Here is a 12,942-nt window from a genome sequence, read left to right as displayed (position 1 = left end):
ACGGTGATCTTTCATATCCAGACCGCATCCCAGTAAGGATAGTCACCGACGCGCTCCACCAAGCCGGCCCGCACCGGATTCATCGCCAGATATCGAGCCGCAGCGCGCAGATCTTCATCTTTCCGCAGTGCGTGATCGTGGAACCCAGGCGCCCAGATGCGGCCTAGCTGGGGATGCGCCAGTTTGAGCTGGCGCGAAGTCGACCCCTTCAGACGTCCCACGCAGCCGGACAAGGCATCCCCTTCGCCCACTTGAATGAGGCCGTGCCAGTGATCCGGCATCAGCACCCAAGCGAGCAACTGTGAGCGCTTCCAGGCATAGGAGTTCGAGATTTCGCTGGCGGCCAGCGAGGCAACCTCCCATCGGTCGAAGTGCTGAGTACGCTCGTGTGTGGCGAAGGTCACTAGGTAAATATGTCCGGCGATGGAGCAGCGACCTTTCCTGAGCATAACGTGTCCTCGTCCCATGCGTTAATTTCGCCGCCATGCCGACATAGCCGGCATCGGATTACATCGGGATATCGAGTAGGGAAACGACGACGGCGAAAAGCTCGCGGCTGAAGCCGCTCCTACAAGAGCAGCGAGCCCAAAAAACCGTCGAGGATTAACGGACGCTAGCCGTCGACATCGCCGCGGTGGGCCTGCCGCCGCTCGCGTGCTACCCTCGGCGCCGATGACACGACGCGCCCTGGCCTGCCTGCTGCCATTCGCCCTCGTTGCCTGTGCGACGAATGCCGCGGCCCCGACGCCGCCTTCCACGCCAACACCCGCTCCGGCCGCCGCTCCGACGCCGCCAGCCAGTGCTTTGCTGCCTAAAGTGCCGCAGCCGCCGGAACGCCCGGTCGCGCCTGCGCCGGTCACCGATCCTGCGATCCCGCGCGAGCAGCGCATCCAGGCCTTCGTCGATTACGCCGTCGGCACCTATCAGGCCGACCCGGCTTTCGTCCGCTCGGTGCTGGCGCAGGCGCAGTACCAGCAGAAGATCATCGATGCGATGACGCGCCCGGCCGAGGCCGTCAAGCCCTGGCGCGATTACCGGCCGATCTTCCTCACCGACGCGCGCATCGAAGGCGGCCGCGCGTTCTACGCGGCCAACCGCGGCGCGCTGGACCGCATCGCCGCCGAGACGGGCGTGCCCGCCGAATACATCGTCGCGATCATCGGCGTGGAGACCAGCTACGGCAAGATCACCGGCAACTATCGCGTCGTCGATGCGCTGTACACATTGGCCTTCGATTACCCCAAGCGTGCGCCGTTCTTCGCCGGCGAGCTGGCGCAGCTGTTCGCGCTGGGCAAGGTCGAACCTCAACTCGATATTCTCGCGTTGAAAGGCAGCTATGCCGGTGCGATGGGCATGGGCCAGTTCATGCCGTCCAGCTATCGTCTGTGGGGCAAGGACGGCGATGGCGACGGCCAGCGCGATCTGCTCACGCATCTGCCCGACGTGTTCGCCTCGATCGCCAATTACTTCGTCGTGCACGGCTGGCAGCGCGGCGGCCCGGTCGCGGCGCGCGCCGATCGCGATGCAGCAGCCGCCGATTTCGTGCCCGAGTCGCTCGATCCGGTCTATCCCCTGGCCGATCTGGCTGCGCGCGGTTACCGCCCGCAGGCCGGCCAGCCGACGGCGGAAGGCGCCACCTTGCTGTCGCTGGATGGCGAGATGGGCAAGGAATACTGGCTCGGTTACCGCAACTTCTACGTCATCACCCGCTACAACCGTTCGCCGATGTACGCGTTGGCGGTGCACCAGCTCGCGCAGGCGATACGCAATGGCGGGGCCGTGGGGGCCCCATGAAAACCGTCGCCGTCAAACGGTGCCTGGCCGCCGCCGTGATCGCCGCGCTCGCCGCTTGCAGCGCGCCCAAGAAGGATACGGCGCCTGTTGCAGGCCATAAGAACGCGCCGTCGCGCTCGTCGTCCGCCAAGCGCCATTCGCCGTACGCGCCGGCCCAGGAAGACCCCAGCAAGCGCGGCGATTACACCGCCGGCGGCTTGTACGCGCCGCATGTCGCCGACAGTGCGCCGGACGGCCTGCACGACGTGGATCTGATTCCCGAGCCCGAAGTCAAAGACGAGCCGCGCTCGCGCTACGGCAACCGTTCGCCCTACAAAGTGCTCGGCAAATCCTACAAGGTGTTGGACAGCGCCGACGGCTACGACGAGGAAGGCACCGCCTCGTTCTACGGCAAGAAATTCCACCAGCGCCGCACCTCGTCGCTGGAGGTGTACGACATGTACACTTTCAGCGCCGCGCACAAGACGTTGCCGCTGCCCAGCTACGCGCGCGTCACCAGCCTGGACAACGGCAAGTCGGTGATCGTGCGCGTCAACGATCGCGGCCCCTTCCACGACGGCCGCATCATCGACCTGAGCTACGCCGCGGCGGTGAAGCTGGGCATCGATCGCAAAGGCACCGGCAAAGTACGTGTCGAAGGCCTCAACGCCCGGCACACGGATACGGATACGCGCGTCGCGGCCGCCCCGGCCATGCCGGCTGCCGCGCTCGCTTCGGCGCCGGACACCGCCATCGACAAACTGGTCGCCGCGTTGCCGGTTGGCGCCGCGGCCGCGGCCGAACGCAAGCCCGAAGCGTCCGCCACGCCCGCCGCGCCCCTGGCCAATACCGATTACCGCTTCGACATGCGCCAGGACGGCAAGCCGATGACGGTGAAGGAGTTCGACGCCTGGATGAAGGCGCGCCGCGTCAGCGTGGCCACCGGCAAGCCGGGCAAGCTGGCCAAGGTCGATGCCCAGGTCAAGCCGGTGGCGCCCGAACCGGTCGCGCCGAAGGCCGCCGAAGCCAGCGTGGCCAGCAAGGTCGCCGAGCAGGCGCCGACGTCTTCGGGCGGCGGCGAAGAGGTCACACTCCAGGTCGCCAGTTTCGCCAGCCAGCAGAACGCCAGCCGCGCGCTGACCATGCTCAAAGGCGCCGGGATCGGCGACGCGCGGCTGCAAGATGCGCAGGTGAACGGGCAGAAGTTGTGGCGGTTGCGGGTGGGGCCGATGCGCGGAAACGCTGCGACGGAACTCGCCGGGCGGATTGCGGGTCTGGGATTCGGACAGCCGCGGGTGGTGAAGGACTAGTTTTTCGCCTCAGCTGCTGCTTTTTCCTCTCCCCTTGTGGGTGAAGGGGCATCGCTTGCGAAGCACCGCTTCGCATGCCCCTGAACGCCCCTTGCGAATAGCAAGGGCCGGGGCGCGGAGCGGGATGCCCGCAGGGCAGGAGAGGGGGCGGAGCGTAGCGACGCGTGCTTTGTTCTTGTTGTTAGATGGCACGAAAAGCCGAACCCTCTCCCTGGCCCTTCGGGCCTGTCCCTCTCCCGCAGGCGGGAGAGGGGAACGCGGGCTTCGGCCGGCAGGTGCTTTAAAATTCGGAGCTTCGCTTGGGCCGCGGCATTGCGGGCCTGCTTTTAGGAGTACTTGATCGATGAAATTGCGTTCCGCCGGCGGCCGTATCGCCTTCGCAGCCCTGGCCACCGCCGTCTTCGGCCTGGCCATCGCACAGAACAAGCCGCAGCCCGCACCGCCGGCCGCGGTCGCCTCCGGCGAACTGCCCGTGCCTCCGGCGCCGGCGCCCAAAGTAGCCTCGGCCTGGCTGATCATGGATTACGCCACCGGCCAGGTGCTGGCGGGGCAGAACGTCGACGCGCGCGTCGAGCCGGCCAGCATCACCAAGGTGATGACGTCCTACGTGATCGCCGCGGAGATGAAGAATGGCAAGGTGAAGGCCGAAGACCCGGTGATGATGAGCGAGAACGCTTGGCGCAGCGGCGGTGCCGGCACCGACGGAAGCTACAGCGGTTTCGAGGTCAACAAGACCGCGCCGCTGGAGCAGATGGAAAAAGGCATGGTGGTGCAGTCCGGCAACGACGCTGCGATCGCGCTGGCCGAGCACGTCGCCGGTAGCGAGGAAGCGTTCGCGTCGCTGATGAACCAGTACGCGCAGCGGATCGGCATGAAGGGCTCGCACTTCGTCAATCCGCATGGCTTGTCCGCACCCGAGCATTACTCCACCGCGCGCGATTTGGCGCTGCTCGGCCGCGCGCTGATCCACGACTATCCGGTCGCCTACTCGTACAACAAGATCAAGGAATTCACGGTCGGCCCCATCACCCAGCCCAACCGCAATCTGCTGCTGTGGCGCGACCCGAGCGTGGACGGCATCAAGACCGGCCACCATTCCGGCGCCGGCTATTGCCTGATGGCCTCGGCCAAGCGCGGCGACCAGCGCCTGATCACGGTGGTGATGGGCGACAGCAGCGAGAACCAGCGCGCGGTGGATTCGCAGGCGCTGCTCAACTGGGGTTTCCGCTTCTTCGAAACGCACACGCTGTACGCCGCCGGCAAGCAGGTCGCCAAGCAGAAGGTATGGAAAGGCCAAGCCGACGAAGTGCGGCTGGGCGTGGCCGAACCGATGCTGGTCAGCGTCCCGCGCGGCCGTTACGCGCAGCTCAAACCGTCGATGGACGTGCCCAAGACCCTGGTCGCGCCGATCAAGAAGGGCCAGAAGATCGGCACCGCGAAAGTCTCGCTGGACGGCAAGGTGATCGCACAGGCGCCGCTGGTGGCGATCGACGGCGTGGAAGAGGGCGGCTTCTTCAAGCGCCTGTGGGACGAGTTCTGGATGTGGTGGGAATCGACCTGATCGACGGTCCGTTCGCCGTCGACTTCGGCGTTGGCCTGCAGAAGCGCACCCCATGACTTCGGAGGTCCTATGAAGCGAGTCACGGGCATTGGCGGCATCTTCTTCAAAGCCAAAGACGCTCCGGCACTGCACGCCTGGTATAAGCGGCACCTCGGAATCGATGTCCAAGCGTGGGGCGGCACGGCTTTCGCCTGGACCGACGGCGAAGGCAAGCCGGTGGCCGGAACGACCATCTGGTCCATCGGTTCGGCGCAAGGCGACCAGTTCGCGCCCAGTACCGCGGCTTTCATGGTCAATTACCGGGTGGAGGATCTCCACGCTCTGGTCGAAGTCCTGCGTGAAGAAGGCTGCAACGTTCTCGAGAAGATCGACGATTCCGAGTACGGCAAGTTTGCCTGGGTCATCGATCCGGAAGGAAACAAGGTAGAGCTTTGGCAGCCGCCCGCGGGCCAATGATCGGGGCGTAAAAAGGCCGGCGAATGCCGGTTTTTTTCTTGGCCGGCGAACCGGTCGCAGAATGTCGCTTGAGGCCGCGGTCAGCGTGAGTGGCCGCGCATCGCATAGATGAAGTAGTCGACGCCGCCGTCGGTCCGTGCCTGACTCAACACCTGGGTATAAGGCATGCGATCCGCGATCGCCACATTCAGCATCATCCCGGCATCGCTGGCGCTGCCGTTGTCGCCGTAAACCAGATGGATGCGGCACATGCTGCTGCGGCAGTCGATACGCGATGCCGAAGGCGGTTGCGCGCCGATTTCCTTCAGGCCATCCGCGGAGAGCGAACGTTCGATCCGGCGCGTGGATTCCAACGACCAGTTCGCATCGACCGGTTGCGTTTCGAATCGCTTGTCCAGGTCGGCTTTGATCTGCGCTTGCCGCGCTTGGGCTTGCTGCGGTGTCATGTGTTCTGGCGCCGTGGCGTGCGCTCGCGTACCCGCCCTGTTCGACGTCCGCTCGCCGCTCGGCACCGACTGCATGAGATAGGTTAGGCGGTCGACCTTTTCTTCGAGTGCGGCATAGTCCGTCTGCCGATCCCGTTCGAGCGCATTGTTTCGCCCGCTGTTCACGGATGAATCGGCCCCGCCGCGCGCAAGCGTAACAACCCCCAGCCCGGCGAGTACCACCAACAAAACGATAAACAAGGGCATTGCGCTATGGTGGTTCTTCATATCTGTCTTCGTGGTATGCAGGCGCAGCGATGGGCGGCCGGATGCGGCTAGGTGACCCCGGTTACCGTAAGCAAGGCGACGATCGCCAGCAGCGCCAGCAAAGCGTATTCGACGATGGGCTTCGTTGAACGGTTCATGGCGGTGGTTCCGGACTGAAGGAACGCCGACGACGTTCGTCGGCGCTCTTCAAGACGGAAAGTTCTCCGCGGAATGGCCATACCCGGATGACGCGCGCAGCCCGTGATGGCGCTCGTTCAGGGAATGGCTTCTGGACCTGTGCTGTTGTTCTCGGAGATGCGTACGCGGGTCAACTGCGCTTTGGGGGGCAGTCGGCAGGTGACGGTAAGCGTGGCCGAGCCGCTTGAGTAAAGGTCGGCCGTGGCAAAGCTCACGCTCCAAATCCCCGTCCAGTACGGGGTGGAGCGGACAAGCGTGGTCATCGGCGGCATGTAGGCATCGCCTTTGGTCAGCATGCAATCGATGCTGCCCGCCGCAGCGCGGGTGCCGCTGATCTCGATCGACGCCGAACCTTGCGGTCCCATCGCATCTTCCGAATCCCGCGTTAAAGCGCAGACCACCCAACGGTCATGGCCGGCATTGATATTTTGAATGCCGTCGCCGCGAACGGAATAGTCCGCATGCGGCGTATTGCCGTAGGGCACGCAAAGGGCGCCGCCCCAATACTTGCTATCCCAGCCATTGACGGCATGGGCAGAATCCGGTGCGGACAGCAGGATGCCGAACACGAATGTCGAGAAGATCAGCTTAAGGGTGAGCTTTGAGCGATTCATAAAATTCGTTCTTGGTTAAGCGCGGGACGTTCCGCACCCGTTCAAGACGGAGCAAACGGGCTGAAGTGGCCTCACCCCAAAAAATCGGTGCTTGTCGGGTCCGCGAAACGACTTTGCGGTCACCGCTGGCTTGGGTTAGGCCCTGAACGGACCCATAATCGGCCCATGGAAATCAAATCCGACAACCCCGAGCACGGCTTCCAGTTTCCCGGCGAATTCGAGATCACCGCCATGGGGCCGGCCAGCGCCGGCCTGGAGGTCGAGATTCCGCGCCTGCTGGCCGCAGCGGGCATCGTGGTGATGCACGAAACGGTCTCCAGCCGCGAATCCAGCGGCGGCAAGTTCGTATCGGTGAAGCTCAGCTTCCGCGCCGAATCGCGCGAGCAGTACGAAACGGCGCACGAAGCGCTGCGCTCGCATCCGGAAGTGAAGTGGACGCTGTGAACGAAACGGCAAAAGCCGGGCCCCCACCCCAGCCCTCTCCCGCTGAGCGGGAGAGGGGGCAAAGCGGTATCGTCCGCGACTTGGGGCGCCAGCCTTACGAACCGGTGTGGCGCGCGATGCAGCGTTTCACCGATGCGCGCGACGACGCCACGCCCGACGAGGTCTGGCTGGTGGAACACGATCCGGTGTTCACCCTGGGCCAGGCCGGCAAACCCGAACACGTGCTGATGCCCGGCGAGATTCCCGTGCTGCACGTCGACCGCGGCGGCCAGGTGACCTATCACGGGCCGGGCCAGATCGTGGCCTACCCGCTGCTGGACCTGAAGCGGCTGAAGATCGGCGTGCGCGAGTACGTGCACCGCATCGAGCAGGCGCTGATCGACACGATGGCCGAATGGAACCTCCATGCCGAACGCCGCGACGGTGCGCCCGGCGTGTACGTGGCCGGCGCCAAGGTCGCCGCGCTCGGCATCCGCGTGCGCCGCGGCTGCACCTTCCACGGCCTGGCCTTCAACGTGGCCATGGATCTGGAGCCGTTCCGGCGCATCAATCCCTGCGGCTACGAAGGCCTGCAGGTGACCTCGGTGCTAGACTTGGGCGGCCCTTCCCGCCTGGATGCGGTCAAGCCGGTGCTGCTGGAACAGCTCGCTGCGCAGTTCGGCCTGAACCTGGAACGGCGCGAAGCGCTTCCGGACTTGTCGTTGGCGGCATGAAGCGAAGTCCAGAGCCGACCCTCACCCCAGCCCTTTCCCACAAGCGGGGAGAGGGCGCAAAAAGCCCGAAGCCATGACCGATACCGTCGCCAAATCCATTCCGCTGCAAGTCGTCGCTTCGACGCCTGCGCCGCTGGAACCGGGCGCGAAACAGGTCGCCGGCGACAAGATTTCGCGCAGCCCGGTCAAGTTCGACGACGCGCCGGTGCTGCGCAAGCCGTCCTGGATCCGCGTACGCATCCCCAGCAACGGTGCGGTCGCCGCGCTCAAGGCCAAGCTGCGCGAGAACCGCCTGGTCACGGTGTGCGAGGAAGCCAGCTGCCCGAACATCCACGAATGCTTCGGCCACGGCACCGCCACTTTCATGATCCTCGGCGAGGTCTGCACCCGTCGCTGCAGCTTCTGCGATGTGGCCCACGGCCGGCCCAAGCCGCCCGATCCGCTGGAGCCGTTCAACCTGGCCAACACCATCGCCGACATGGGCCTGAAGTACGTGGTGGTGACCAGCGTCGACCGCGACGACCTGCGCGACGGCGGTGCCCAGCACTTCGTCGACTGCATCGCTGCGGTGCGCGCCAAGTCGCCCAACACCAAGATCGAGATCCTCACGCCCGATTTCCGCGGCAAGGGCCGCATGGAACGCGCGCTGGAGATCCTGGCCACGAATCCGCCGGATGTGTTCAACCACAACGTCGAAACCGTGCCGGACTTGTACACCAACGTCCGCCCCGGCGCCGACTACCAGTGGTCGCTGACCCTGTTGCAGAAATTCAAGCAGCAGCATCCGCAGCTGCCGACCAAATCCGGGATCATGCTCGGCCTGGGCGAGACCATGGAGCAGGTGCAGGGCACGCTGCGCGACCTGCGCGCGCACGACGTGGACATGGTCACCATCGGCCAGTACCTGCAGCCGAGCGCGCACCACCATCCGGTGCTGCGTTACTGGACGCCGGACGAGTTCAAGGCGCTCGAGGTCTACGGCATGTCGCTGGGCTTCACCCACGTCGCCTCGGGTCCGCTGGTGCGCTCCTCGTACCATGCCGATCGACAGGCTGCCGAAGCCGGCGTCGCCGCCTGAGGCTGCGCATCCGCCTGTTCAGTTCCACCGCAGGCTGACGAATCATTCACATCGGGCCCGTTCGGCGCGGTTAAAGTGGCTTGGAACGGCTTGCGGCCGCAACTTCCGGCACTATCTCGTTGTCTGAAGCGACTGCAACCTGACTTCCCGAACCGTCCATTGTTCTTCGACCCGGCCAAGACGGCCCCGAGCGTATCGATGAAATTGAGCCACACCCTGCTTGCCGCCCTCGTCCTCACCGCGCCGCTGGCGTTGCTGGCCCGCGCCGATAGCGACGGCCTGCCGGCCGGCCCCACGCCCGACCAGGCGACGACTTCCAAGCTGGTCTACGGCCTGCTGTCCGACAGCCGTTACGCCTATCGCCCGCGCGCGCTGGACGATGCGCTTTCGCAGGACGTGTTCAAGCGTTACCTGGAAGCGATCGACCCCGGCAAGATGTTCCTCACCGCCCAGGACGTGGCCCAGTTCGCGACCCAGAAGACCAAGCTCGACGATGCCATCAAGGCCGGCGAGCTGACTCCCGCCTACGCGATCTTCGCGGTGTACAAGCAGCGCGTCGAACAGCGCGTGGCCTACGCGCGCGGCTTGTTGAAGCAGAACATCTTCGACTTCAGCGGCACCGATCGCTGGGAATACGACCGCGAAGACCTGCCCTGGGCCAAGGACAGCGCCGAGCTCGACGCCGTCTGGAAGCAGTCGGTGCGCAACGACTGGTTGCGCCTGAAGCTGGCCGGCAAGAAGCCCGACGAGATCCGCAAGACGCTGGACAAGCGCTACGCCAACCTCGGCAAGACTTACGCCGAATTCAACGGCGAGGACGCGTTCCAGACCTTCCTCAACGCTTACGCCAGTTCGATCGACCCGCACACCAACTATCTGGATCCGCGCGGCGCCGAACGCTTCAACCAGAGCATGTCGCTGTCGCTGGAAGGCATCGGTGCGGTGCTGCAGAAGCAGGACGACGTGGTCGTGATCCGCGAGATCGTGCCCGGCGGTCCGGCCGACCTCAGCGACAAGCTCAAGCCGGGCGACCGCATCGTCGGCGTCGGCCAGGGCAACAGCGGCGTGATGGAGGACGTGATCGGCTGGCGCATCGACGATGTCGTCGAAAAGATCAAAGGCGCCAAAGGCACCCAGGTGCGCCTGGATATCGTGCCGCCGGAAGCGGGCCTGGACAGCAAGCCCAACCGGCTCGTGCTGACCCGCGACAAGGTGCGCCTGGCGGAAGAAGCCGCCAAGGGCGAAACGCTCAACGTACCGGCCAACGGCAATACGCCGGCCAAGCGGATCGGCGTGATCAAGCTCAAGGGCTTCTATCAGGACTTCGAAGGCCGCCGCAAGAACAACGGCGACTACGCTTCGGCCACGCGCGACGTCGCCAAGCTGTTGGCGCAGTTCCGCGCCGACAAGGTCGACGGCGTGGTGCTCGATCTGCGCGGCAACGGCGGCGGTTCGTTGAACGAAGCGATCGAGCTCACCGGGTTGTTCATCGATAAAGGACCGGTGGTGCAGGTGCGCGAATCCGGCGGCCGCGTCAGCGTCGAGAGCGACCGCAATCCGGGCGTGGCCTGGGACGGTCCGCTGGCGGTGCTGATCAATCGCGGCTCGGCATCGGCGTCCGAGATCTTCGCCGGCGCTATCCAGGATTACGGCCGCGGTCTGGTGATCGGCGAAACCACCTTCGGCAAGGGCACGGTGCAGAACCTGGTCGATCTGGACCGCTGGCCGGCCAACGAGAAGGCGCGCTTCGGCCAGGTCAAGCTGACCATCGCGCAGTTCTTCCGCGTCGCCGGCGGCTCCACCCAGAACAAGGGCGTGGTGCCGGACATCGCCTTCCCGGTCACGGTCGACGCCAGCGATTACGGCGAGAGCACCTACGACAACGCGCTGCCCTGGACCCGCATCGCTTCGGTGCCGCACACCCAGTACGGCAATTTCGCGCCGTTGCTGCCCAAGCTGGAAACCCTGCATTCGGCGCGCATCGCCAAGGACGTGGAATTCCAGTGGCAGGCCGAGGACGTGGCGCGCTTCAAGGCCGAGCGCGACAAGAAATACCTGTCGCTCAACGAGACCGAGCGCCGCGCGGAGAAGAACAAGCTCGACGCGATCCGCAAGAACCGGCAGGAAGAGCGCAAGCGCCTGAACATCGCGCTGGATCCGCTGCTGGAAGACAACGGCGACGACGGCCTGCAGACCAGCGAACGCGACATCGCCAAGGAAGCCGCGCGCGAAAAAGCCGCCGAGAATCTGCCCGATCCGCTGCTGCGCGAATCGGCTTCGATCCTGGCCGATGCGGTATATCTGCTTAACGGCGATCGCGCGCTGGCCGGGCAGGTGTTGCCTGAAGCCAAGACGCCGGGGCATTGGGCGGAATAAGCGTTTGCCCCCTCTCCCGCCTGCGGGAGAGGGCTGGGGGGAGGGTGCGCGAAGCTTCAGATCGCGTCAAACCGATCATTTCCGATGGTTTCGAACTCGAATCCCACTTTCGCCGCGATCTGCCATCGCGCGCGCCCTCTCCCAACCCTCTCCCGCAAGCGGGAGAGGGCTAAAGCGGGCTAAAGCGGGCTAAAGCAAGATCCGGATAGCGGGCGCCCAGGGCGCCCGTTACCCTTTCAGCCATGGACAAATCCGACAAAAAACTAGAACGCGTGCGCGAACTGCTCGACGGCGGCGAACCTTCGCTGGCCGAGCTCGCCGCCGCGGTCGGCATCAGCGCATCGCACCTGCAGCGCCGCTTCAGCGCGCGCTACGGCCTGAGCCCGGCCGAGTATCTGGCGCAACGCAAACTCGGCACGCTGAAATCGGCATTGCGGCGCGGCGGCCACGACGTCAGCGCGGCGCTGTACGACGCCGGCTACGGTTCGCCCTCGCGCGTGTACGAGGCGGGCGCGGCGCGGCTGGGCATGACGCCTGCGCGCTACCGCGCGGGCGGCGCGGGCGAAGACATCCGCTGGAGCCTGATCGATACCGCCCTGGGCCGCGTACTGATCGCCACCACCCAGCGCGGCATCTGCGCGGTGGAATTGGGCGACGACGACGCGGCGCTGGAAGCGCGCCTGCACGAAGAATTCCCCAAGGCGCGGCTGCAACGCGTCGATGCCGGCCGCGACGAATTCCTCGGCCCGCGCGTGCGCGCGGTGGCCGATGTGCTGGCAGGTAAGCGCGTCGAGGTGCCTACCGACCTGCTCGGCACCGCCTTCCAGAAGAAAGTCTGGGATGCGCTGATGAAGATTCCGAAAGGCGAAACGCGCAGCTATGCCGAAGTCGCCGCCTCGCTCGGCGCGCCCAACGCCAGCCGCGCCGTCGCCAGCGCGTGTGCCCACAACCGGCTCGCGATCGTGGTGCCCTGCCACCGCGTGGTGCGCGGCGACGGTTCGCTGGGCGGCTATCGCTGGGGCTTGCCGATGAAGGAGCGTCTGCTGCAGCGCGAGCGCGCGGCCTGAAGCTGTTATCCCCCTTTGAAAAAGGGGGACACAGGGGGATTTGCTTTTGTTTTTGCAGTTACTCTTGAAGCAGGGTCAAGAGCAAATCCCCCTCGATCCCCCTTTTTCAAAGGGGGAGGAACAGCAGCCTCACTTGCGCCGCCGCGACGCCGCCCGCGTCGGCACCTGCAAACCCAGCTTCACCGTTTCGAAAATCAGCCGCGTGTCGTAGCGCCGCACGTAGCCTTCGTCCAGGAACAGGCGCTCGGCCACTTCGCGGTAGTGAGCTACGCTGGTGGTCGCCAGGATCACCAGATAGTCCCAGTCGCCGGCCAGCGCATAGCACTGCTGCACCTCCGGCGCTGAACGCATCCGCGCATAGAACGCAGCGTGCTGTTTCGCGGTTTCGCGCTCCATGGTCACCAGCGCCGCGACCAGGGTGACGTTGCCGAGCAGGGCGGGGTCCAGCACGGCTACCTGGCGCAGCAGGCTCTGCTTGCGGTAGCGCATGATCCGTCGCTGTACGGCGCTGGCCGACAGCCCTACCGCATCGCCGAGCGCGGTCAGGGTGGTGTCCGCGTCGCGCTGCAGCAGCTCAAGCAGGCGATGGTCGAAATCGTCGAGTTGGAGGGGCGTGGCAGCCATGCAAAAATTTTGCGTCTGGACGCAGAAATATTCAAC

General features: G+C 65.4%; 13 protein-coding genes. 9 read left to right on the top strand and 4 right to left on the bottom strand.

The genetic code is table 11. The annotated features are described in order from the left end of the window. Window positions 1-11 precede the first annotated feature (11 nt). The gene (locus M2650_RS09470; RefSeq protein ID WP_249473643.1) at window positions 12-449 is read right to left on the bottom strand and encodes an REP-associated tyrosine transposase; all 438 of its coding nucleotides are present in this window, start codon (window positions 447-449) and stop codon (window positions 12-14) included. A 223-nt stretch (window positions 450-672) separates the two neighbouring features. Between M2650_RS09470 and mltB the strand changes: the two genes are divergently transcribed. From mltB to M2650_RS09450, 4 genes are all read left to right on the top strand, one after another. Then, window positions 673-1,794, top strand: a complete 1,122-nt coding sequence (gene mltB / locus M2650_RS09465) for a lytic murein transglycosylase B (RefSeq protein ID WP_249473640.1) — start codon at window positions 673-675, stop codon at window positions 1,792-1,794. Continuing rightward, window positions 1,791-3,083 (top strand): septal ring lytic transglycosylase RlpA family protein, encoded by a 1,293-nt coding sequence (locus tag M2650_RS09460; protein ID WP_249473638.1) that lies wholly within the window; start codon window positions 1,791-1,793, stop codon window positions 3,081-3,083. Before mltB ends, M2650_RS09460 begins: the two co-directional genes overlap by 4 nt. 343 nt (window positions 3,084-3,426) lie before the next feature. Then, window positions 3,427-4,644, top strand: a complete 1,218-nt coding sequence (locus tag M2650_RS09455) for a D-alanyl-D-alanine carboxypeptidase family protein (protein WP_249473635.1) — start codon at window positions 3,427-3,429, stop codon at window positions 4,642-4,644. Window positions 4,645-4,713: 69 nt separating this feature from the next. Beyond that, on the top strand, window positions 4,714-5,100 hold the full coding sequence (locus M2650_RS09450; RefSeq protein ID WP_249473632.1) for a VOC family protein: 387 nt from the start codon (window positions 4,714-4,716) through the stop codon (window positions 5,098-5,100). Between the two features lie 80 nt (window positions 5,101-5,180). On the opposite strand, the gene M2650_RS09445 is transcribed toward M2650_RS09450, so the two are convergent. Together M2650_RS09445 and M2650_RS09440 are read right to left on the bottom strand one after the other, a co-directional pair. Beyond that, window positions 5,181-5,813 (bottom strand): hypothetical protein, encoded by a 633-nt coding sequence (locus M2650_RS09445; RefSeq protein ID WP_249473630.1) that lies wholly within the window; start codon window positions 5,811-5,813, stop codon window positions 5,181-5,183. Window positions 5,814-6,067: 254 nt separating this feature from the next. After that, on the bottom strand, window positions 6,068-6,604 hold the full coding sequence (locus M2650_RS09440; RefSeq protein ID WP_249473628.1) for a hypothetical protein: 537 nt from the start codon (window positions 6,602-6,604) through the stop codon (window positions 6,068-6,070). 165 nt (window positions 6,605-6,769) lie between these two features. Here M2650_RS09440 and M2650_RS09435 point away from each other — a divergent pair, with 165 nt between their 5' ends. From M2650_RS09435 to M2650_RS09415, 5 genes are all read left to right on the top strand, one after another. Beyond that, the gene (locus M2650_RS09435; protein ID WP_249473626.1) at window positions 6,770-7,048 is read left to right on the top strand and encodes a DUF493 family protein; all 279 of its coding nucleotides are present in this window, start codon (window positions 6,770-6,772) and stop codon (window positions 7,046-7,048) included. A 68-nt stretch (window positions 7,049-7,116) separates the two neighbouring features. Continuing rightward, window positions 7,117-7,761, top strand: a complete 645-nt coding sequence (lipB, locus tag M2650_RS09430) for a lipoyl(octanoyl) transferase LipB (protein ID WP_249474357.1) — start codon at window positions 7,117-7,119, stop codon at window positions 7,759-7,761. Window positions 7,762-7,834: 73 nt separating this feature from the next. Beyond that, the gene (lipA, locus tag M2650_RS09425; protein WP_249473623.1) at window positions 7,835-8,839 is read left to right on the top strand and encodes a lipoyl synthase; all 1,005 of its coding nucleotides are present in this window, start codon (window positions 7,835-7,837) and stop codon (window positions 8,837-8,839) included. A gap of 198 nt (window positions 8,840-9,037) precedes the next feature. Next, complete coding sequence (locus M2650_RS09420) at window positions 9,038-11,215, top strand: carboxy terminal-processing peptidase (protein ID WP_249473620.1); 2,178 nt, start codon at window positions 9,038-9,040, stop codon at window positions 11,213-11,215. 242 nt (window positions 11,216-11,457) lie between these two features. Then, on the top strand, window positions 11,458-12,282 hold the full coding sequence (locus tag M2650_RS09415; protein ID WP_249473618.1) for a methylated-DNA--[protein]-cysteine S-methyltransferase: 825 nt from the start codon (window positions 11,458-11,460) through the stop codon (window positions 12,280-12,282). A gap of 129 nt (window positions 12,283-12,411) precedes the next feature. Here M2650_RS09415 and M2650_RS09410 read toward each other — a convergent pair whose 3' ends face one another. Continuing rightward, window positions 12,412-12,906 (bottom strand): Lrp/AsnC family transcriptional regulator, encoded by a 495-nt coding sequence (locus tag M2650_RS09410; protein ID WP_249473613.1) that lies wholly within the window; start codon window positions 12,904-12,906, stop codon window positions 12,412-12,414. Between the last annotated feature and the right edge of the window lie 36 nt (window positions 12,907-12,942).

This window comes from Luteimonas galliterrae, from assembly GCF_023374055.1.
GTDB classification, from domain to species: domain Bacteria; phylum Pseudomonadota; class Gammaproteobacteria; order Xanthomonadales; family Xanthomonadaceae; genus Luteimonas_C; species Luteimonas_C galliterrae.
This window is presented reverse-complemented; position numbering and strand designations above follow the sequence as displayed.